We start from the raw sequence: 20056 nt of genomic DNA on the forward strand, positions 1-20056 counted from the left end.
GATCTGTCCGAGTGCTTCGTGGCCGTCCAGGCGGCGGAAGATGAGGGCTTCGGGGCCGAGCGGGGTGGTGAGGCGGACATTGCGATGATCGAACATGCGGACTATCCCTGGGTATTCATGCTGTGGGCCTAGTGTTGCTGGCGGCACGTATGGGGTTATCGGTTTTAACGGTGTGCTTAATTAAACGGGTCTGTCAGCGGGCTGGCCCGGAAGACATACGGGTTGTCGGGTGCTTCGGGTATCAATTGCCAAGCGTCCAGTGCCAGGGTGCGCAACTGCCCACCGTGGCGGGCCTTGGCCTGGGCCTGGAAGTATTCGCCGTCGGCGCTGACAACGATGAGGTCCAGCTTGCCATCGCCGTCGAGATCGCTGATGGCATGGCAGGAGCCGAACAGTGAGAAAACGGCGAAGCTGTCCCGCCCCATGTCGTCCAGCACGACTATGTAGCGCCAGCGCTGCAAGCTGCCGGAGGCGCCGAGAAGGCTGGTGGCGCTCTCGACGCAGATATGCTGCGCGCCCAGTTGGTAGACATCGGCCGTGGCAAGGTCGAGCTTGCTCAGATCGGCCTGGGGGCCGCCTACGCTAAGCCGGCTGATGGCCAGTGCGTGCCGGTTCAACTGGTACTGGCCCTTGCTGCCTATGGCCAGTTTGCCCAGCGGGGTATCTCGCGTCCAGACCGCGTGCTTGCCGTTGGGGGGCGATAGCGGGCCCAGCAAGGTCAGCGGTGGTGGCTGGGTGTGCAGCTGGCTGTAGAAACTGTCGTAGTCCTCAAACAGCCGGCCCTCGTCGGCCTGGCTGGGCAGCGCGATCAGGGCGAGCCACAGCAGGGCGAGCATGGCTAGGGATGGCAAGGGCAAAGGGCGGCTCATCGGCTTGCCCTCTGTAAGCCTAGCCAGGCGCCACACAGTGCCAGCGGTGCGACGGTGAGCAGCCCCCCTATCAGGTCGTGCGAGGCGCCGCGTGCGCCCATGGCCAGGTACCAAATGAGCATGAGCAGCAGCACATGCAGCGTCAGGAAAACCAGGCGATGGCGTTTTAGGGTGAAGATCAGCACGCCTATGCTCAGCAGCAGGGTGAGCACGGCGCCGGCCAGCCAGAACATGACGTTGATATTGCCGCTGGCCATGGCCGGGGCACACAGCAGTGCCGCCGCCAGCCAGGCTGGTGGGTGCGGGCGGGGGAGGGCGTGTGGCGCCATGGCTAGCCCAAGCCGGTGCTGCAGCCATCGCAGCCAAAGATGAAGAGATTGCCGGCGGGCAGGCGCTTGGCGACAAACCACTCCCAGGCGGTCTTGGTGGCAAGGTAGAGCTGGCTGTCGTCGCCTGGGTTGATCATTTCCTTGTGGACATGGCCGACTTCTTCGCCAAAGGTCTCTTCGCCTGTCCATAGCTGAAAGCCGCTATGCGAGGGCGAGGTGGAGTCCTGGATGGTATGCAGTGCCAGCCCGAACTCGAACAAGGCGGTCTTGCGATCGGGGGCGTTCCATGCCCGCTGGTATTGCGCCCGCACAAAGCGATTGGCTTCGGCCTGGGCTTCATCGGTGGTTTGCCGGGGGCGCCGCATGGCATGCCTGTGGGTGGAATCCAGCCCCTGGTACACCTTGGCATCGGCGGCGACATGGGCATGGGCCAGTATGGCGCGTTCGTCCTGCGGCAGGTGTCGGCCTATGACCAGAAAGGTGGCCCGCTGGTGGACATAGAAGCCCTTTTGCGAGGCCCAGGCCAGTTGCACATTGCCCTGCGAACCAGCGCGAACGCCCAGCGCGCCTGCCATGGCGGGCTGGATGCGTTGGGCGATACCCCGCTCCAGGGGCACCATGCTGCTGCTGGTACCCTGGGGGCCGGGTGTGCGCTGGCCGGCCATGGTTACTCTGCCACCGGGTCGAAACGGATTTGCCGTACGTCGAGCAGGGCGAATTCTGCGGTGTCGCAGGTGAACTCGCGCTGACCCAGGCCCACCCAGGTATCGGTGTGCGGCTGCAACCATTGGGTGGCGCGCGACATGGCCAGCGCGCCGCCCATGGCGGGGGTGCCGGGATAGCGCACGGGTATCAGCGCTGGCGTCTGCTGGCCGCCTGCCAGTTCCAGTTCGGCCTTTACCCACACCAGGTCGACCAGCGATTCTGGCGCTTGCACGGTGATGCTGTTCAGTTTGTCGAAGGGTATCCAGCGGTACTGGCCGTTGACATGGGCTTCCAGCACAGGGCCCAGGCGGCTGTCGGCATCGGCCAGCCAGCTGAAGGGTTGTTCGTTGATCTGGCCTGCACAGGTCGGCGCATCGGCCAGTGCTTGCTGGCGCAGTATGGCGGCGGCGGCGTGCTGGGCGGCGGCATCGCGCTGCTGGGCTTCGATCAGTTGCGCCAGCCAGGGGGCGGGTTCGCCGATGACGATGGGGGTGGCCTTGCCGGCGAAGACATCGGCACGGTTGCGCTCGGCAATCAGCACCTGCCGATACAGCTGGGCGAAGGTGGCGTAGTCATCATAGAGCTTGGCCAGGGTATCGAGTTGCGTCTGGGCCCGGGTCCAGTCTCCCAGCACGGCCAGCAACTGAAACAGGAAAACGCGTGGCTCCGGTTTGGCCGGAGAGGTGCGTACCTCTGCCTGCAGGGCTTCCAGTGCTTCTGACGGGCGATTCTCCCGGATCAGGGTTTCGGCATTGCTCGATAAACTCATTGCGAATCTCATTTGCGGAAGGGAACGGCAATGGCCGGCGACAGGGCCGACCATTGCCTTGGGCCTTGCGGCCCAGCTACTTCGATCTGTCCGGTACCCTGGGCCACGAGACGCACTCCCTGGGGAAGCGCCCTTGGCTCAGGATGCCTGACAGGGACTTACACCTTCTTGTTAGCCTTGATGTCCCACTCGGACACCACGGCGCCACCCTTGGCGCTACCATCGGCGCCTTGTGGCTGGTACTCGACCTTGACCTTGGAGAAGGACAGGCCAACGGCTTCCATCACGGATTGGCCGCCGCCGTTGCTGCCCGAAGGGCTCACCGAGCTGACCAGCACGTCGGTCATGGTGATCTTCAGGTAGTCGAGGGGCTTTTCACCGGCCTTGCGGGCGGTCAGCACAGCCTTGGGGATGTGCTTACCGGACATACAGGTCTGGATCAGGATGGGGCTGGCCTTGTCCAGGAAGTGGACGAAGGACAGGTCGTCAACCGACACCTTGCCTTGGCCGCCACCGGTACCGGCGTGCATGCTGGAGGCTTGCGACATGCCCCAGTTGAAGGAAATCAGTTCGATTTCGTTGGCATGCTTGTCGTCAGCCGATTCGCCTTCGATGCCGTCGATTTTCAGGAACATATCAATTGCCATTTACTGCTTCTCCTTGCTTAGAATTTGCGCGCGGGGCGCAGAACGTCTCCCCGGTACGGTGCTGCTATACCAGTGGGATACTGGATGGGGTACTGCCTTTTTAACCTGCGTTACAAATTGCCGTGTTCCATGCGTAGTAGCGAACCTGGTCACGATCGCGGTTGTTCCATACTTCTCCTACTGAACGGGTGCCGGCGCTCTGCGCACCGCCGATGCTGCCGCCCCAGCAGCGAGGGTATTTGTTGCGATACACGGGGCCTTGCACGATGACGACTACGTGGCCATTGGATTTGACTGGCTGGTGCTCGCCTGCCTTGAGGCAAGCCAAGACGAGATAGCCTTGGCCGGCACGGGTAAGCGCTTCGGCAGGGCTGGCAAGCTTTGTCCAGTTGCGATCCAGATAGTCGGCAATGCCATCAGCCTGGGTATTGGGCAGGTGTATGCCTAGCTCGGCTGCGACAGCTTTGACGAAACCAGAGCAGTTGTTCTTGTTGAGCACGCCTGCTGTAAAGGATTGCTCCCAGACTGCACGGCATGCGTCGACGATGCATTTATCAGCCATGTTTCTCTCTTACTTATTGTGGTGATGTGCTTTTGCTAACGGTGTTCAGCGGCACCCTGCGCTTGGTCTTGCAACTGGCAAGGCTATCCGCGCTGCATGCTTTGCCCGTAACCAGCTGGGAGCCTTCCACTTGCCAGCGCAGCCCACTGACATCAAAGGTCTTGATCGTCTTGCAATCACTGGTGCGGTAGATCACCAAGCTGTCGTTGGAGCCGCTGTACTCGTGTACCAGCAGGTGCTGTTCGCTCGCGTCCAGAAAGACCGACTTCCTTACCCAGATGCCGCCCTCTTCGATCTTGCATTGCTTCCCATCCTTACGTTGCTTGATCACGAGTGGTGGCTCGGGAAAGACATCGACCTCGCCTGCTTGGCCTTCGTGGGTAAACAGCACTTCGAGATGCCTACCGTGACCGACGTATTGATCGGCAGTTGAGCCTTGACCAATAGGCAGGGGAGTGAAGCCAACCGTTGGGCATGCTGATGCAGCTGCGAAAACCAAAGCGAGACCCGCATACCTTAGTACTTGCTGCGAGCGTATAAAGGTAAATAATGACATTGTCATTTCACTTGAGCGCATTGCGACCGTCCAGAAGGCTGGTGCAATGAAGTGTTTAAGTTGCGGCTAAGCCATGCCACAGTGCTTTGATTGCGGGCAGGAAAATTGCCCTGCCAGCCCTTTATCGGAGGTGTCACGTCTACGGACCGGGCCTTCCGGCAGGCAGGCGCTGGAAACAGCAGCACTGCACCAGGGGTGGTCGGGTATAGGCGAAGGGCTGCCTTGGCAAGCGCCATCCGATTTCCTCCTGCATCTCAATACGGATGCATTATCATTTAATGATATTGTCATAATTGCTGCGCGCAATCTGACGTTTTGCACTGCATTTACTGCTACTGCATGAGTGGGGCAACGGCGGGCTGGGCCCACCGTTTGCCCGCGTGTGAGTACTAGCCGCCGCCTTCCTTGGCCGATGGCAGCTTGGACACCAAGCGCAACGACACGGTCAGGCCTTCCAGCTGGTAATGCGGGCGCAGGAAGAACTTGGCAGCGTAGTAGCCTGGGTTGTCCGCGATTTCTTCCAGATGGACTTCGGCCGCAGCCAGGGGCTTTTCAGCCTTGACCGATTCGGACGAGTTGGAAGGATCGCCATCGACGTAGTGCAATATCCATTCGTTGAGCCAGCGCTGCATTTCGTCGCGGCTGGTGAACGAACCGATCTTGTCGCGCACGATGCACTTGAGGTAGTGGGCAAAGCGGCAGACGGCAAACAGGTAAGGCAGACGGGCAGCCAGCTGGGCGTTGGCGCTGGCATCGGCGTCCATGTACTCGGTCGGCTTTTGCAGCGACTGTGCGCCGATAAAGGCGGCCAGATCCGAGTTCTTGCGATGCAGCAGCGGCATGAAGCCGTTCTTGGCCAGCTCGGCTTCGCGGCGGTCCGAAATGGCGATTTCGGTCGGGCACTTCAGGTCCACGCCACCGTCGTCGGTGGGGAAGGTATGGCAAGGCAGGTTCTCTACCGCGCCACCCGATTCCACGCCGCGTATACGGGTACACCAGCCGTACTGCTTGAACGAGCGGTTGATGTTGACGGCCATGGCATAGGCCGAGTTGGCCCAGCCGAAGCGCTCGTGGGCGGCGCCTGCGGTGTCTTCCTCGAAATCGAACTCGTCCACCGGGTTGGTGTTGACACCGTAGGGCAGGCGGGCCAGGAAGCGCGGCATGGCCAGGCCCAGGTAGCGGGCGTCTTCCGATTCACGTAGCGAGCGCCAGGCGGCGTATTCCGGGGTCTGGAAAATCTTGGTCAGATCACGCGGGTTGGCCAGTTCCTGCCACGATTCCATCTGCATCACCGAGGGTGCTGCACCGGTAATGAAGGGGCAGTGCGAAGCGGCGGCAGTACGCGAGATCTCGCGCAGAAGCTCGACATCGACGGGGCTGTGGTCGAAGAAGTAGTCACCCACCATGCAGCCAAACGGTTCACCGCCGAACTGGCCGTATTCTTCTTCGTAAACACGCTTGAAGAACGGGCTTTGATCCCAGTTGGTGCCCTTGAAGCGGCGCAGGGTGCGATGCAGATCGGTCTTGGCGACGTTGAACACCTTGACCTTGAGCATCTCGTCGGTCTCGGTGTTGGTAATGAGGTAATGCAGGCCGCGCCAGGCCGATTCCAGCTGCTGGAAGTCGGCGTGGTGAATGATCAGGTTGAGCTGTTCGGACAGCTTGCGATCCAGCTGGCCAATGATGGCTTCGATGGACTTGAAAGCGTCGTCGCTGATCAGGTTGGTGTCGCTCAGTACCTGCTTGGCCAGGGTGTGGACAGCCTGCTCCACGGCGCTGCGGGCTTCGTCGGTCTTGGGACGAAACTCTTTTTGCAGCAGCTGGTAGAAATCATTCTGCTCTTCGTGTTGCGGGCCGGATTTGGCGAAATCCTGTAATTCGGTGGTCATGCAATCATGCTCCCTGGCTTATTCGGCAACGGTGGCGGCCGTATCGGCGGCTTCGGCCTTGGGGCTGCTGGACAGGCTGGCCAGCAGGGCCGGGTCTTGCAGCAACTTGGCGATCAGCGACTCGGCGCCGGTCTTGCCGTCCATATAGGTCAGCAGGTTGGCCAGTTGCTGGCGGGCTTCCAGCAGCTTGCGCAGCGGTTCGATCTGGCGGGCAATGGCGGCCGGCGAGAAGTCGTCCATGCTCTCGAAGCTGACGTCAATGCTGAGGTTGCCTTCGCCGGTGAGGGCGTTGGGTACGCTGAAAACGGCGCGGGGGCGGAGCGACTTCATGCGCGAGTCGAAGTTGTCGACGTCGATCTCCATGAACTTGCGGTCGGCCAGCGAGCCTTGGTCCACTTCGGACTTGCCGGAGAGGTCGGACAGCACGCCCATCACGAAGGGCAACTGCACCTTCTTTTCGGCGCCGTAGACTTCAACGTCGTATTCGATCTGTACGCGCGGTGCGCGGTTACGGGCAATGAATTTTTGTCCGCTATCACTTTTAGCCATGAGGGGTCCTTGCTAGCTGAGGTGGGTAGAGATTTGCGTTTCGGCCTGCAATGACCGTTTAGCGGTTAAGCCCGGCAACCATCTCGATCTGGCCCAGACCTTCAGGGGCAAGTTCGCGCATGATTTCCAGGAAATCCATTGTCATCAGCTTTTGGCCGCGCCGCAATAGCAGCGGAGCTGGGTGTCCGGGCTCATGACGTTCAAAGTAACTGCATGCCAACTCCACCAGCCGTGCGGCTTCCTGGCGGCTGTTGACAGATTGGGGCCATTGTCCGGCGGGTGCGTGGCTGACCGGCGCCCCTTCGGTTGGCTGGATGTTGCCTTCGGCTGTCTCTTCGGTAGCCGGTGCGGAATCGCCGGTCACGGCCTTCAGCGGCAGCTGCAGGGCCTGCAGCAGGCGGCGCATAGGTTGAAAGTCCAGGCCGTGGTAGGGGGCGTTGTCGTCCAGCTGGCTGGTGATGACGGCGAGCGAGGCGAGAATCTGCGTCAGCAGCTCGGCCACTGCCTGCGCCTGTGCCGGGTCGGCCTGAACCAGGCGCATCAGGTCGGCCTCCTGCAGGCCACCTTCGCGCTCGGCCCGGCCGCTCAGGGTGATTTCGGCGTCGCGCACCAGGCAGCTGCTGAGGCCACGCACTTCCAAGTAGACCGATTGGCGCACGTCAGCCTGCAAGCACTCGGCGCTGGCCAGCACCGACAGGGCGTTGACGCGCATGGTGGCGTCGCCGTCTTCCAGTTCGGGGTGCAGGTCAGGCCAGTACTGGGCCAGCAGATCGGCTACCAGCGATAGGCCTTGGGCCAGGCCTTGCAGGCCGCTGTTGCGGGTGGCAGCGCGGACCAGGAAGCCGGCGATGCGCAAATCCTTGCTACGGGCCAGCATCTCCTGGGCTTGCCGGGCGACGGCGAGCCAGTCGGGCGCCACGGCAGCAATGATGGTGTCGCCAAACTGCTGCTCGGGCGTGCCGCCCGCCATGGCTTCCAGGGCGAGGAATTCTGCGCTGTATTCGAGGTTGTCGCCGCAGGGCTGCGCATCAGCTACCGGCGCAAGCAGGGCTGCGAGATCGATGTGTGACATACTTTTCCTCCTTGCGGGTTTTTTGACCGCAAAGGCATGGTTCTTGTGGGTGGCGATGCTATTGGAATTTACTATCGAACTCAAATGGCATTTTTCACCATCAATCGATAACGATTCTCTAATCTAATCATTGTGTTGACTTGTTTTTGATGTTTATGTCATTTTGCCACCCAACTTCCGGTTATGCGGCGAACCTAGGTATCATTGAAAACTGATCCTGATCGCCAGGTTTTGCTGTTTTGTATTCCATGCCCGGGCACGGCAGGTCTGCCTAGGGTACAGGCACCTGCCCGTTTGAGGCTGGGCCTTAGGGGGAAATTGATGAAATCTATTACGTTGCATGCGCGTCTGTGGGCGGCGCTGGGCTTGGCTTTGCTGCTTTCGGCCTGTGCCAGCAAGCCCATCGCCATGGATGGCCTGCTCTACGCGGCACCCAAGGTCAATCCCGATGCCAGCGGTCGTTCCTCGCCGGTGGTGGTCAAGCTGTTCCATCTCAAATCGTTGGCAACCTTCCAGGCTGCCGACTTCTTCAGTCTGTACGAGCGGCCGGCAGAGGCCCTGGGTAGCGAGCTGGTGGCGGTCGAGGAGATCGCTCTGGTGCCTGGCATGCAACAGCGGCTGGAGCGCCCCATTGCCCCCGAGGCACGTTATCTGGCGCTGATTGCGGCCTTCCGTGATATCGAGAATTCACAATGGCGTGGCACGCTGGATGTCAGCCAGGGCGACAAGGTCTTGCCGCTGATCGTGGAGGTCAGCGACCGGCAGGTGACCTTGCGCAAGGCAGATGGCAGTGGCGAGTTGACCAAGCTGGAAGCCAAGCTCAAGGAAAAGGGTGAGGAGGCGGTCAAGTCGGCCGCTGATGACGCTGCCCAGGCCGCCAAGGACAAGGCGAAACAGTCCTTGATGAAGCGCCTGAAGCGAACCCCTTGAATAGCATAAGTCGCTGTCTTAGAAACGGATTTTGATCTTGAAGCACAATCGCGTGATGTGGAGCGAGGGGTTGTTTCTGCAACCCCAGCATTTCCAGCAACAGGAGCGCCATTTTGAGCGTCTGGTGGCCGCCACCACGATGCAGGACTGGTATTGGGGGTTCCGCCAGCTACGCCTGGACGAATCGCAGCTGGCCTTGGGCAAGCTGGCGCTGAGCCGCGCCAATGGGCGCTTCCGTGATGGTTCACCGCTCGATTGTGGCGGCGAGGATGCCTTGCCGCCTGCGCTGGAGATACCGGCGGATGCCCGCAACGAGCGGGTTTTCCTGGCCATGCCGCTGGCGAGCGACAGCCACCCCAGCCATGAGCTGGACCCGGCACAAGCAGCCATGGCCCGGTATGTGGCGCAGGTGGCCGAGGTAGAAGACAACACTGCCTTGGGCAAGCCTGTTGAGCTGTTGCTTGGCCGTCTCAACAGCCGCCTTGTGATGGAAAGAGACCTGGTTGGTAATATTACCGGCCTGGCCGTTGCCCGGGTTCAAGAGCGCCTTCCGAGCGGCGAAGTGAAGCTTGACGAACAGTTCCTGCCCCCTCTGCTGGCCTGCCAGGCTCACCCGAGGGTTGAGGGTTACCCACGCGAGATCCTGGGTTTGCTGCGCCAGCGCGCCAGCGCCATGGCAGCCCGTATTGCGGCGCCTGGCCGTGGCAGCGTGGCCGAGGTGGCGGAATACCTGCTGCTGCAGACCTTGAACCGCTATGCACCCTGCTTGGCCCAACAGGTGGCCATGCCGGCAGGGCATCCGGCAGATTTCCACCAACTGGGCCTCTTGATGGCGGGGGATCTGGCCATCTTCGCCAGGGAGGATCGCTTGCCTGCGACTTTCCCGGCTTACGATCCGGACAATCTGGATGCCACCCTGACGCCGCTGATGGACGAGTTGCGCCGGGCGCTAGCCATGGTGATGGATCAAAGCGCCGTCGCCATCGAGCTGCAGGACCGCAAGTATGGCGTGCGGGTGGCGATCACCCCCGATTCGGCGCTGTACCGGGAAGCCACCTTTGTGCTGGCCGCCCGTGGTCAGATGCCGACCGAGGTGCTGCGGCAGCGCCTGCCCAGCCAGATCAAGATCGGCCCTATCGACAAGATACGCGACCTGGTCAACCTGCAACTGCCTGGCATAGGTCTGCACTCCTTGCCAGTGGCACCACGGCAGGTGCCTTACCACGCGGGCTATCACTATTTCGAATTGGATCGTAACCACGAACTCTGGGGCCAGCTTGAGCCCTCTGGTGGCGTGGCCCTGCACCTGGCCGGTGAGTTCCCCGGTCTTGAACTGGCGCTATGGGCCATACGCCAGTAGCCGATTAGCACGACCCGGACGGATAGCCGACTGGTCTCCCATAGGTGATGAGATGAACCGAATGAAATTGCGCACTGCAGCGGGCTTGGTACTGGCATGGCTGGCCCTGCCCCTTAGCGCCGCACCAGCGACCACGCCGGCAGCCACACCGCAGCCAGCTGCGACGCCTGCCAGCAAGACCGCCAAGCCGGCGAAGGCCGTCGAGGCAAAAAAGGCCGATGTGAACAAAGTGGACGCGAAGAAGGTGGATGCAAAGAAGGCAGACAAGGCTGAGGCCAATAAAGCCGAAGCCAAGAGCAAGCCGGGTTCGACTGCCTACAACCGGTATGCGCCTATAGGTACTTTCCGGGTTTCGGTGGCTCGTTTGCTGGACTTTGCTGATGGCAATGGCATGACGCCGCCGCCGGATGGTCCTTCGACGACGACCATACGTCTGGCCAAGGATCAGGCGGATATCTATCTGTCTGGCGTGCTCGATAGCGGCGAGGGTGTGAACTGGTGCACTGGCCGCCCTGGTGTGGCTACCGCCGAGGTGCATGCCGAGATCGTGCGTTCGCTACGCCGTATCAAGCAGCGTGACAGCAGCGCCGCTGCTGCCGTTGGCAATGTTGCCAAGGAACGCTTCCCCTGCAAGCGCACTACCTGATGCTTTGCCCTTGCGCTGACGCAAGGGTTACAACCTGGTGAAGAACCCCATGGACGCCGATTTCAATCTACTCAAGCCCACCCCCGGTGGGCAAACGCCGTCTCAGCCCGCCAGCGGGCCGTTGACAGGCTTTCACGACGACTTTGACGATGTGCAGAGCGAGCCGGTCTATTCCGGCCTCAATCCGCTGGTGGCCTGCGCCAACCCCTTGCTCTATCTGGCTGGGCAACTGCGTAAGACTGCGCATCACCCCAACCCTGCAGGCCTGCGTGAATACCTGGTGGAACGGGTGCGGGCCTTTGAGGATGCCGCCCGTGCTGCCGGCTTGCGCCATGAGCAGGTAATTGCCGGCCGCTATGTGCTGTGTACCTTGCTGGATGAGGTCGCGGCCGATACGCCCTGGGGCGGCATGGGTGTTTGGGCCAAGCACAGCCTGCTGGTGACTTTTCACAACGAGACCTGGGGCGGCGAGAAGTTTTACCAACTGCTGGCCAAGTTGGGTGAGAACCCGGTAGGTAACCGCGACCTGCTGGAACTGATGTACCTGTGCCTGTGCATCGGCTTTGAAGGCCGTTACCGGGTGGTGGAAGGTGGCGCTGCGCAATTGGATCTGCTGCGTCGCCGTCTGGTTGAGATGCTGCGGCAGCAGCGCCCGGCGGCTGAGCGTGATTTGTCCGCCAACTGGCAGGGCGAGGTGTCGGTCAACAAATCCACCCGTTTTGTCATCCCCCTGTGGGTGGCCGCCTCGACTGCGGGCCTGGTGCTGGCGCTGCTCTATATGGGCCTGTCGCTCAGTCTCAACCGCAATTCCGACCCGGTGTTTGGCGATATCCAGAGCCTGCGCGCCCGGGTGGCCAACCAGTTGCTGGATAAGCCGGCAGCGGCGCCACGACTGGCCGCCTTCTTGCAGAAGGAAATCAACGAAGGCCTGGTATCGGTGGCCGACCACGAGAACCGCTCGGTGGTGACCATACGCGGCGACGGCCTGTTCGAGTCGGGTAGTGCGGATGTCACCCAGGCCTATCTGCCGGTGCTGGCCCGCATTGCGGCCGAGCTGCAGAAGGTCAAGGGCCAGGTGCTGGTCAGCGGCCACACCGACAACCAACCGGTACGCTCCATGCAGTATCCGTCCAACTGGCATCTGTCCCGCGCCCGGGCAGAAGCAGTGCGTGACCTGCTGGCAGATACCCTGCCGGCCGACCGCCTGATGGTGGATGGTCGCTCCGACAGCGAACCTGTCGCCGCCAATGATTCGGCGGCCAATCGCGCGCGCAACCGCCGCGTTGAAATCACCTTGTTCGTCAGTAAATAAGTCTGGCCACCCTCATCATGAAAAAATTGTTTGGCTTGTTGTTCAATCGTTGGGTGCTGGCGGCGCTGGGCTTTATCTGCCTGGCCTTGCTGATCTGGTTTGTCGGTCCCCTGATCGCCATCGCCGAGTGGCGCCCGTTGGCACCCGTATGGGTACGCTTGGGCCTGTTAGGCTTGTTCTTGTTGGTATTCCTGATACGCCATGCCTGGTCATGGTGGCGCAAGCGCCAGGCCAACAAGGCGCTGGAGTCGGGCTTGCTGGTGCAGGCCAAGTCGGAGGATGCCCAGGAGAACCAGGAAAACCAGGTGCTGCAACAGCGCTTCTCGGAAGCTCTGGGCGTGCTGCGCAAGGCCCGCACGGCCGAGGGCTCGGCGCGCGGTGTGCGCAAATGGATGTCCCGGTTTGATAACGAGGCCTACCTCTACCAATTGCCTTGGTATGTGATCGTCGGTGCGCCCGGTACAGGCAAGACGACTGCGCTGCTGAATTCCGGCCTGCGCTTTCCGCTGGCCGACCACCTGCCCGGCGAAAGCGTACGTGGCGTGGGTGGTACCCGTAATTGCTCCTGGCTGTTTACCGACCGCGCCGTGCTGCTCGATACCGCTGGCCGCTACAGTACCCAGTCCAGCGACAAGATGGCGGACAGCAAGGAATGGGGCAGCTTCCTGCGCCTGCTGGCCCGCCACCGGCCGCGCCAGCCCATCAATGGCGTGATGCTGACCATCAGCGCCACCGAGCTGCTGCAGAACACCAGCTTCGAGATCGAACTGCAGGCAGCGGCACTGCGCAACCGTATCAATGAGTTGCGCGATGGCCTTCAGATCAATTTCCCCATCTATGTGATGGTGACCAAGATCGACCTGCTCGCCGGCTTTGGCGAGTACTTCGAGGACATGACGGCCGACGAGCGCCAGCAGGTCTGGGGTTTGACCCTGCCGCTGCAGGAAGGCCAGGCCGCCGTGCCGCAGGACAAGGTTGCCGCCGAATTCGACAAGCTGGCAGACCGCTTGCAGGGTCGGCTGGTGGAGCGGCTGGAGCGTGAGCGTGATGCCCAGCGCCGCACCCAGCTGTGCCACTTCCCGCAGCGCTTTGGCATTCTGCGCCAACCGCTGCTGGAGTTCCTCGGCCTGGTGTTCTCGCCTACGCCGTACCAAGCCTCGGCCATGCTGCGCGGTGTGTATTTCACCAGTGGTACCCAGGAAGGCCAACCGCTGGACCCCTTGCTGAGCCAGTTCCCCCGCGCCCAGCTGGAGCGCAACGGCGGTGGCGGTGGCGCGTCCTCTTTGAGCAATGCCGGCGGCAAGGGCTTCTTTATCTCGCGCCTGCTGAACGAACTGATTTTTGCCGAATCGCATCTTGCCGGTACCAACCGCCGTTGGCGCCGCCGTCGTGCCCTGCTGACCGGCGGTGGTTATGCCGGCCTGGCCGTGGCCACCAGCCTGGCATTGGCAGCCTGGGGCACTAGCTATGTGCGTAACCAGGGCTATATCGGCGAAGTGACCCAACAGGTACCGCAGGTGCGTGCCCAGGTCGAGCAACTGGTAGTGGGGCAGGACGGCAAGCTGGCCGATCTGGTGCCGGTGCTGCGCGCTGTGCGCGATGTGGCCGAAACCCCGTTGGTAAAGCGCGACGATGTGCCGATGTCCTTGCGCGTGGGCCTGTATCAGGGCGACAAGCTAGACGCGGCCGCCAACAATGCCTACGAGCGCCTGCTGCAGGATGCCCTGTTGCCGCGCGTGGTCTACCGGCTGGAAGAAGTCCTGCGGCAGAGCCAGCACGATGGCGATCTGCTGTACGAAGCCCTCAAGGCCTATGTGATGCTGCAGGATAGCCGCCATTTCGACACCGAAGCTTTCAAGGCCTGGGTGATGGTGGATTGGGAGGCCAATCTGGCCCGCGAAGTGACGTCGGCCCAGCGCGATGAGCTGGAAGGCCATCTGGACGCCTTGCTGGCCCATGGCATGCCGAACAGCCCGGTAGCGCTGGACGAGAAGCTGGTGGCGGAAGCACGCGAGATATTGCTGCGCAAGAGCCTGCCGGAGCGCGTCTACGGTCGCATCAAGCGTATGGGGGTGGGCAATGTGGCGGCCGATTTCAAGGTCTCTGAAGTCGCTGGCCCGTCTGCCATGCTGGTGTTCCAGCGTACCAGCGGCCTGCCCCTGAACAAGGGTGTGCCGGGGCTGTTTACCGTCCGTGGCTACTACCAAGGCTTCCTCAAGACCGTGGAGCCGGTGGCACACAGCATGGCCCAGGAGGAACGTTGGGTGCTGGGTACCCAGCAGGGAGATGCCGAGGGCAAACCCTTGCCAGCAGCCGAACTTGCCAAAGTCACTGCCGCCGTCAAGCGCATCTATCTGGAAGAGTACGCCAATACCTGGGAGCAGTTCACCAAGGATATCCGCCTGGTACAGTTCGGCAACCTGTCGCAAAGCGTGCAGGCTGCCCGAGTGCTGTCGGCCAGCGATTCACCGCTGCTGTCCTTGCTGCGCGGCATCGTGCGCGAAACCTCGCTGGCGCAGTATGCTGAGGCCGAGAAGAACGCGGTGGACAAGGCGTCCGACAGCCTCAAGGAAAAAAAGGATGGCTTGCTCAAGCTCATTGGTGGCCAAGGTGAGGTAGTACCCGGCCAACAGGCTGGCTATCGCATAGAGCGCTTGGTGGATGACCGCTTTGAGGGCCTGCGCCGCTTGGTACAGCCCAGCGCCCCGAATGCTCCGGCACCGATTGATGGCTCGCTGTCGCTGCTGAACGAGTTCTACACCTTCCTGACAGCCACCCAGACTGCCGTGCAGGGCGGCGTGGCGGCGCCGCAGAGCGATCTGCCCACCCGCTTGAAGGCAGAGGCCGCACGTATGCCTGAGCCTATGCACAGCGTGCTCGATACCTTGTCTACCACCGGCGTGACGCAGGCGCTGGGGGTGACCCGGCAGAATCTGTCAGCCAATCTGGGGGCATCGGTAGGCGAGTTCTGCAGCCGTGCCGTGGTGGGGCGCTATCCCTTCAACCGTGGCGCCAGTGCCGAGGTGCGGCAGGAGGACTTTGGTCGCCTGTTTGCTGCCGGCGGCGTGCTGGACAGCTTCTTCCAGCAGAACCTGGCCCAGTATGTCGATATCAGCCGTCGGCCGTGGACCTTCCGCCAGGTGGGCGAGGGCAGCATGGGCGATGCATCAGGTGCGCTGATACAGTTCCAGCGTGCTGCCACCATCCGTGATGTGTTCTTCCAGGGCGGCAGCCGCCTGCCTGCGCTCCGGCTGGATTTCAAGCCGGTGGAGATGGATGCGACCGTGATCCAGGCCATCCTGGATATCGATGGTCAGCTGATACGTTACAACCATGGTCCGCAGATACCGGTGACGGTGAACTGGCCTGGCCCGCGTGGTGGTCACCAGGTTCGTCTGCAGTTTACTGGGCCCGGCGGCGCCGAGATCGGCGGCATGAGCTTTGAAGGTGGTTGGGCACTGTTCCGCGCACTCGACAAGGCGCAGATTTCGCCTTCTGGCCAGCCTGAGCGCTTCCGTGTCAGCTTTGACATCAACGGCCGCAAGGTGCAGTACGAGGTGACCTCGTCCAGCGTGCAGAACCCTTTCCGCATGGCGGAACTGGCTCAGTTCTCCTGCCCGGCCAGACTGTGAGGCTGATATGAGCCAGGATCTCCCCATCGCCGGTTGGTACGGCAAGATGCCTTCGTTGTCGGACTTCGCATCGCGCCGGCTGGACAGTACTTTTATCGACGCCTGGGATAGCTGGCTGCGGACTTCGCTGCTGGCCAGCCGCGAAAAACTGGGCCAAGCCTGGCTGGAGCGTTATCTCAATGCCAGGGTCTGGCGCTTTCTGCTGGCCCCAGGCGTGTGCGGCCAGCCTGCCTATGCCGGGGTGATGATGCCCAGCGTGGACGGCGTGGGCCGCTACTACCCACTGACTGTCTGCGCGCCGCTGTCTTCAGCTTGGGCCGCCCGCTTGGCGCGGGCCGAAGGTCAGTGCTGGTTCGACCAGATAGAGACCATTGCGCTGGCGGCCCTGTCGCGCAACCTGAGCCCCGAGCAGCTGGATGAGGCGCTGGCGCGCGTACCCATGCCGCGCGCCCAGAACGAGGATGCGCAGCTGGACAACGCCGTACTGCAGCTGGCTGATGCCTGGCGCCTGCAGGGCGGCCAGGCCAGCCAGAGCCTGCTTAGCGGCGGCCGCTCGCTCAATGATGTATTTGGCAGCCTGGGCCGGCAGACGGTGACCCGTCTGTGCGAGGGCAAGTCCTTGTGGTGGGTGGGCAGCCGTGAGCAGGACGCCTTGCGCCTGGTGCGTTTTGACAATATGCCGCCACCCTATGCCTATGCCCAGTTCCTGGCAGGTGCGGCAGCAGAGGCAACGGCCGGTGTACGCAGTGAAGCGCGTTGAGCCTGGCGCAGCCTTGCGCCTTGAGCGCGGGCTTTGCGCGGGCCATGGCATGCCGTCGGTGTACTGGCCTGGCTTTGCCGTATCTGCCTGCCTGGGGGCCTGATGGAGCAGACTGCCAAGGCGCCGCTGGGCCATAGACTCTATCCCTCACTGCTGGACAGGCTGACCGACAACGCGCCAGACGTGAAGGAGGAGCCGCCTGAACACCGGGTGCTGCGCGCCGCCCAGTTAAGGGCTGGCGTGCTGCGTGATCTGGTGTGGCTGCTCAATACCGTGCGGCCCGATGACGAGGCCTTGGCGGCGGTGGCACAGGTGCGGCAGTCAGTGCTGAATTACGGCCTGCCGGCGCTGTCCGGCCAATCCCTGGCCAATCTGCAGGCACGCGATATGGAACGTGCCATCCACGATGCCATTGTCTGCTTTGAGCCACGCATCGATGCGGCCACCCTCAGCGTTACCCTGTTGCGCAGTGCCGACATGACGCACCACCAGCATGTGGGCTTTGAAATCCGTGGCCAATTATGGTCACACCCTTACCCGGTCGAACTGCTGCTCAAAACCCAGCTAGATGTTGAGTGTGGCGAGTTCAGGCTGGATGACGAGCGCTAGACGCAGCCATGATAGATCCCCGTTTTCTTGAACTGTACAACCAGGAACTGCGCCATGTGCGCGAGATGGGGGGCGAGTTTGCCCAGGCTTTTCCCAAGATAGCCGGCCGCCTGGGCATGGGCGGGGTGGCGGTGGAAGACCCCTATGTGGAGCGCCTGCTGGAAGGCTTTGCCTTCCTGGCCGCACGCGTGCAGCTCAAGCAGGAAGCCGCCTACCCGGCCTTCACCAGCCATCTGCTGGATATGGTGTACCCGCATTACGGCATGCCGGTACCGGCCATGGCCATCGCCCGCTTCCGCCCCTCATCCACCACCGGCAGCATGACCCAGGGCTACGAAGTGCCACGGGGCGCACGCCTGCGCGGCCGTATGCCGGCTGGCGAGCAGACTGCCTGTGAATTCAGTACGGCGCAGGCGATCAAGCTATGGCCGATCGATATCGTCTCGGCCCGCTACCAGACCCATGTGGCAGACCTGCCCATCGCCAGCCGTCTGCCGACCGGCCTGCCCAAGGGCTTGTTGCGTATCAAGCTCAAGGCCCGCAATGGCCTGGGCTTTGACAAACTCAATATCGACGACCTGCCCATCTATCTGTCGGCGGCTGACGATGTGGCCAGCCGTCTGGCCGAATTGATACTGGGCGCCGCCCAGGCCGTGGCGATCTACGATCCGGCCCGCCCCGCAGGCGGTACCGTGCTGCCGACCAGCGTGATTGCGCCGGTGGGCTTCGAGCCGGACGAGGCTTTGCTGCCCTACCAGAACCGCTCATTCGACGGCTACCGCCTGCTGCATGAGTACTTTGCCTTCCCCCAGCGCTATCTGTTCTTCCGCCTCAAGGGCTTGGAGCAGGCCATCCGTACTGTCAAGGGCGATACGCTGGAGATCGTCATCCCGCTGAGCCGGGGCGATGATGCCCTGGCGTCACTGGTGGATGAGCAGTGCTTTGCCCTGTTCTGCACACCCGTCATCAATCTGTTTACCAAGCGCTTGGACCGGGTGCATGTGGATCCGCTGCAGAGCGAATACCACGCCGTGGTGGATCGCCGGCGGCCGCAGGATTTCGAGATCATGCGGGTGGAAGCGCTGGAGGGTTATGGCCCCGATCAGCAGGAAGAGACACGCTTTCTCCCGTTCTACGCCACCTATGACCAGCATAGGCCCCATGCCCGTGCCTTCTTTACCAGCCGGCGCGAGCCTCGGCTGTTGTCGCTGGAACAGCGGCGTACCGGTGGACGCGCGTCCTACCTGGGTAGCGAATTGTTTGTCCGGCTGGTTGATGGCGATCGTGCGCCGTTCTCGGAGCGCATCGTGCAGTTGGGCGGCGAGGTGCTGGCCAGCAATCGCGACCTGCCCTTGCTGATGCCTATCGGGGGCGACAGCGACTTTACCCTGCTCGACTCGGCGCCGGTCGATGCCATACAGTGCCTGCGCGGCCCCAGCCGCCCCATCCCGGCCGTGGTGGGCGGCGAGGTGGCCTGGCGCCTGGTCAACCACCTGTCGCTCAACCACCTGGTCATGACGGACCTGGATGGCGAAGCTGCCGCCCGCGCCTTGCGCGACATGCTGCTGCTGTACGCCGAGCGCGGCGATGTGGCGCATCATCGGCATGTGGAGAGCGTAGAGCGCATGTCGGCGGCAGCGGTAACCCGTCGCCTGCCCGGGCCTGGGCCGCTGGTGTTTGGCCGTGGCGTGGAGATCAAGCTGACCATCAACGAGACGGTCTTCGGTGGCGCCAGCCCCTTTGTGCTGGGCATGGTGCTGGAACGCTTCCTGGCCCGCCAGGCCACGCTCAACAGCTTTACCGAGATGGTGCTGGTGTCGACCAGCCGGGGTGAGCTCAAGCGCTGGCCTGCTCGCGCAGGGGTGAAGGCCTTGCTATGAGTTATTGGCGCAAGGTGGCGGAACGCCCCCAGGGCGTGCGCCTGTTCGAATTGCTGCGCAAGATAGACGCAGAACAGGTACAGCGGCCTCGGCAGGGCACCTCCACGCGGCCGCAGGAGGATGGCGTACGCCTGGGGCAGGCGCCCTCACTGGGGTTTGCCCCTGTCGAGCTGGACAGTGTGGATGCCGACGGCGCGGTGCCACAGGTCAAGGTGCGCTCGCTGGGCCTGTTCGGCCCCAACGGTGCCTTGCCCCTGCATATGACCGAATACGTCTGGGACCGGCTGCATAACCACCGTGATCCGACCTGGGCCAATTTCGCCGATATCTTCCATCACCGCATGCTGGGGCTGTTCTACCGGGCCTGGGCCGAGGCAGAGCCTGCGGTGGCATACGACAGGCCGGCGCAGGACAGCTATGCCGATTACCTGGGGGCGCTGTGTGGCTACGGTGCAGATAGCCTGCGCCAGCGTGATTCGGTGGCTGACGAGGCCAAGCTGCATTTTGCCGGCTTGCTGTCGCGCAGCAATCGGGATGCCGACAGCCTGTCGCGCATCCTGGCTGATTATTTTCAGGTACCTGTCAACATCCTGCCCTTCACCCGGCACTGGCTGACGCTGCCGGTCTCGCAGCGCAGCCAACTGGGCAGGGCAGGGGGGCTGGGCCAAGGTGTGGTGCTGGGAAGCCGGGTGCCAGATAGGCAATCCTGCTTCACCATCACCCTGGGACCCATGCCCTATGCAGAGTATGTCCGCTTCCTGCCCGGTAGCGCGGCGCTCAAACGCCTGCATGACTGGATTGCCAACTACGTTGGCCTGAGCCTGCAATGGCAACTGCGGCTGCTGGTGGACCCGGCCACCGTCCCGGCGCCTAGTTTGACCGGCAAGGTGCAACTGGGGCGCGATGTCTGGCTGGGCCGGCCCTTGGCCGACCAGCCGGCAGAAGGATGGCGTCAGCCATGCACAGCCTGACGCCTATCC

19 protein-coding genes are annotated in these 20056 nt (G+C 62.5%); 9 read left to right on the forward strand and 10 right to left on the reverse strand.

Annotated elements, in window-relative coordinates:
• Positions 1-176: 176 nt before the first annotated feature.
• From QQK16_RS20450 to tssA, 10 genes are all read right to left on the reverse strand, one after another.
• On the reverse strand, positions 177-869 hold the full coding sequence (locus QQK16_RS20450; RefSeq protein ID WP_284198350.1) for a hypothetical protein: 693 nt from the start codon (positions 867-869) through the stop codon (positions 177-179).
• Positions 866-1198 (reverse strand): hypothetical protein, encoded by a 333-nt coding sequence (locus QQK16_RS20455; protein ID WP_284198351.1) that lies wholly within the window; start codon positions 1196-1198, stop codon positions 866-868. Before QQK16_RS20455 ends, QQK16_RS20450 begins: the two co-directional genes overlap by 4 nt.
• Positions 1199-1200: 2 nt before the next feature.
• On the reverse strand, positions 1201-1863 hold the full coding sequence (locus QQK16_RS20460) for a hypothetical protein (protein ID WP_284198352.1): 663 nt from the start codon (positions 1861-1863) through the stop codon (positions 1201-1203).
• A gap of 2 nt (positions 1864-1865) precedes the next feature.
• The gene (locus QQK16_RS20465; protein WP_284198353.1) at positions 1866-2672 is read right to left on the reverse strand and encodes a type VI secretion system accessory protein TagJ; all 807 of its coding nucleotides are present in this window, start codon (positions 2670-2672) and stop codon (positions 1866-1868) included.
• 158 nt (positions 2673-2830) lie between these two features.
• Positions 2831-3319 carry an Hcp family type VI secretion system effector gene (locus QQK16_RS20470; protein ID WP_284198354.1) on the reverse strand — a complete coding sequence of 163 codons (489 nt, stop codon included), beginning with the start codon at positions 3317-3319 and terminating at the stop codon, positions 2831-2833.
• Between the two features lie 100 nt (positions 3320-3419).
• Complete coding sequence (locus QQK16_RS20475; RefSeq protein WP_284198355.1) at positions 3420-3881, reverse strand: hypothetical protein; 462 nt, start codon at positions 3879-3881, stop codon at positions 3420-3422.
• Positions 3882-3894: 13 nt separating this feature from the next.
• Entirely contained in the window at positions 3895-4458 is a 564-nt protein-coding gene (locus tag QQK16_RS20480; RefSeq protein WP_284198356.1) for a hypothetical protein, read from the reverse strand.
• Between the two features lie 368 nt (positions 4459-4826).
• Positions 4827-6326, reverse strand: coding sequence for a type VI secretion system contractile sheath large subunit (gene tssC / locus QQK16_RS20485; RefSeq protein ID WP_284198357.1), 1500 nt, complete (start codon positions 6324-6326; stop codon positions 4827-4829).
• A gap of 18 nt (positions 6327-6344) precedes the next feature.
• Entirely contained in the window at positions 6345-6875 is a 531-nt protein-coding gene (gene tssB, locus QQK16_RS20490) for a type VI secretion system contractile sheath small subunit (protein ID WP_284198358.1), read from the reverse strand.
• Positions 6876-6933: 58 nt separating this feature from the next.
• Positions 6934-7947 carry a type VI secretion system protein TssA gene (gene tssA / locus QQK16_RS20495; protein ID WP_284198359.1) on the reverse strand — a complete coding sequence of 338 codons (1014 nt, stop codon included), beginning with the start codon at positions 7945-7947 and terminating at the stop codon, positions 6934-6936.
• A 321-nt stretch (positions 7948-8268) separates the two neighbouring features.
• Between tssA and tssJ the strand changes: the two genes are divergently transcribed.
• The 9 genes from tssJ (at position 8269) to tssG (ending at position 20047) form a co-directional block, all read left to right on the forward strand.
• Positions 8269-8877 (forward strand): type VI secretion system lipoprotein TssJ, encoded by a 609-nt coding sequence (gene tssJ, locus QQK16_RS20500; protein ID WP_284198360.1) that lies wholly within the window; start codon positions 8269-8271, stop codon positions 8875-8877.
• Between the two features lie 37 nt (positions 8878-8914).
• Positions 8915-10237: a type VI secretion system baseplate subunit TssK gene (gene tssK, locus QQK16_RS20505; protein WP_284198361.1), complete on the forward strand. Its 1323-nt coding sequence runs from the start codon at positions 8915-8917 to the stop codon at positions 10235-10237.
• A 61-nt stretch (positions 10238-10298) separates the two neighbouring features.
• Positions 10299-10883 (forward strand): Rap1a/Tai family immunity protein, encoded by a 585-nt coding sequence (locus tag QQK16_RS20510; protein WP_284198362.1) that lies wholly within the window; start codon positions 10299-10301, stop codon positions 10881-10883.
• A gap of 49 nt (positions 10884-10932) precedes the next feature.
• Positions 10933-12195: a DotU family type VI secretion system protein gene (locus tag QQK16_RS20515; RefSeq protein WP_284198363.1), complete on the forward strand. Its 1263-nt coding sequence runs from the start codon at positions 10933-10935 to the stop codon at positions 12193-12195.
• Between the two features lie 17 nt (positions 12196-12212).
• Complete coding sequence (tssM, locus tag QQK16_RS20520; protein WP_284198364.1) at positions 12213-15827, forward strand: type VI secretion system membrane subunit TssM; 3615 nt, start codon at positions 12213-12215, stop codon at positions 15825-15827.
• Between the two features lie 7 nt (positions 15828-15834).
• Complete coding sequence (gene tagF, locus QQK16_RS20525) at positions 15835-16587, forward strand: type VI secretion system-associated protein TagF (protein ID WP_284198365.1); 753 nt, start codon at positions 15835-15837, stop codon at positions 16585-16587.
• Between the two features lie 102 nt (positions 16588-16689).
• On the forward strand, positions 16690-17196 hold the full coding sequence (gene tssE, locus QQK16_RS20530; protein ID WP_284198366.1) for a type VI secretion system baseplate subunit TssE: 507 nt from the start codon (positions 16690-16692) through the stop codon (positions 17194-17196).
• Positions 17197-17204: 8 nt separating this feature from the next.
• Positions 17205-19076: a type VI secretion system baseplate subunit TssF gene (gene tssF, locus QQK16_RS20535; protein WP_284198367.1), complete on the forward strand. Its 1872-nt coding sequence runs from the start codon at positions 17205-17207 to the stop codon at positions 19074-19076.
• Positions 19073-20047 (forward strand): type VI secretion system baseplate subunit TssG, encoded by a 975-nt coding sequence (tssG, locus tag QQK16_RS20540; protein WP_284198368.1) that lies wholly within the window; start codon positions 19073-19075, stop codon positions 20045-20047. The genes tssF and tssG overlap by 4 nt, the downstream gene beginning before the upstream one ends.
• The last annotated feature ends 9 nt before the right edge of the window (positions 20048-20056 follow it).

This window comes from Chitinimonas prasina (assembly GCF_030160395.1).
In the GTDB taxonomy this organism is placed as follows: Bacteria; Pseudomonadota; Gammaproteobacteria; order Burkholderiales; family Chitinimonadaceae; genus Chitinimonas; species Chitinimonas prasina.

Bases quoted from the DNA above. Each gene is read 5' to 3' on its own strand.
- QQK16_RS20450 (WP_284198350.1), bottom strand. From the start codon at position 869: ATGAGCCGCCCTTTGCCCTTGCCATCCCTAGCCATGCTCGCCCTGCTG.
- QQK16_RS20455 (WP_284198351.1), bottom strand. From the start codon at position 1,198: ATGGCGCCACACGCCCTCCCCCGCCCGCACCCACCAGCCTGGCTGGCG.
- QQK16_RS20460 (WP_284198352.1), bottom strand. From the start codon at position 1,863: ATGGCCGGCCAGCGCACACCCGGCCCCCAGGGTACCAGCAGCAGCATG.
- QQK16_RS20465 (WP_284198353.1), bottom strand. From the start codon at position 2,672: ATGAGTTTATCGAGCAATGCCGAAACCCTGATCCGGGAGAATCGCCCG.
- QQK16_RS20470 (WP_284198354.1), bottom strand. From the start codon at position 3,319: ATGGCAATTGATATGTTCCTGAAAATCGACGGCATCGAAGGCGAATCG.
- QQK16_RS20475 (WP_284198355.1), bottom strand. From the start codon at position 3,881: ATGGCTGATAAATGCATCGTCGACGCATGCCGTGCAGTCTGGGAGCAA.
- QQK16_RS20480 (WP_284198356.1), bottom strand. From the start codon at position 4,458: ATGCGCTCAAGTGAAATGACAATGTCATTATTTACCTTTATACGCTCG.
- tssC (WP_284198357.1), bottom strand. From the start codon at position 6,326: ATGACCACCGAATTACAGGATTTCGCCAAATCCGGCCCGCAACACGAA.
- tssB (WP_284198358.1), bottom strand. From the start codon at position 6,875: ATGGCTAAAAGTGATAGCGGACAAAAATTCATTGCCCGTAACCGCGCA.
- tssA (WP_284198359.1), bottom strand. From the start codon at position 7,947: ATGTCACACATCGATCTCGCAGCCCTGCTTGCGCCGGTAGCTGATGCG.
- tssJ (WP_284198360.1), top strand. From the start codon at position 8,269: ATGAAATCTATTACGTTGCATGCGCGTCTGTGGGCGGCGCTGGGCTTG.
- QQK16_RS20510 (WP_284198362.1), top strand. From the start codon at position 10,299: ATGAAATTGCGCACTGCAGCGGGCTTGGTACTGGCATGGCTGGCCCTG.
- QQK16_RS20515 (WP_284198363.1), top strand. From the start codon at position 10,933: ATGGACGCCGATTTCAATCTACTCAAGCCCACCCCCGGTGGGCAAACG.
- tssM (WP_284198364.1), top strand. From the start codon at position 12,213: ATGAAAAAATTGTTTGGCTTGTTGTTCAATCGTTGGGTGCTGGCGGCG.
- tagF (WP_284198365.1), top strand. From the start codon at position 15,835: ATGAGCCAGGATCTCCCCATCGCCGGTTGGTACGGCAAGATGCCTTCG.
- tssE (WP_284198366.1), top strand. From the start codon at position 16,690: ATGGAGCAGACTGCCAAGGCGCCGCTGGGCCATAGACTCTATCCCTCA.
- tssF (WP_284198367.1), top strand. From the start codon at position 17,205: ATGATAGATCCCCGTTTTCTTGAACTGTACAACCAGGAACTGCGCCAT.
- tssG (WP_284198368.1), top strand. From the start codon at position 19,073: ATGAGTTATTGGCGCAAGGTGGCGGAACGCCCCCAGGGCGTGCGCCTG.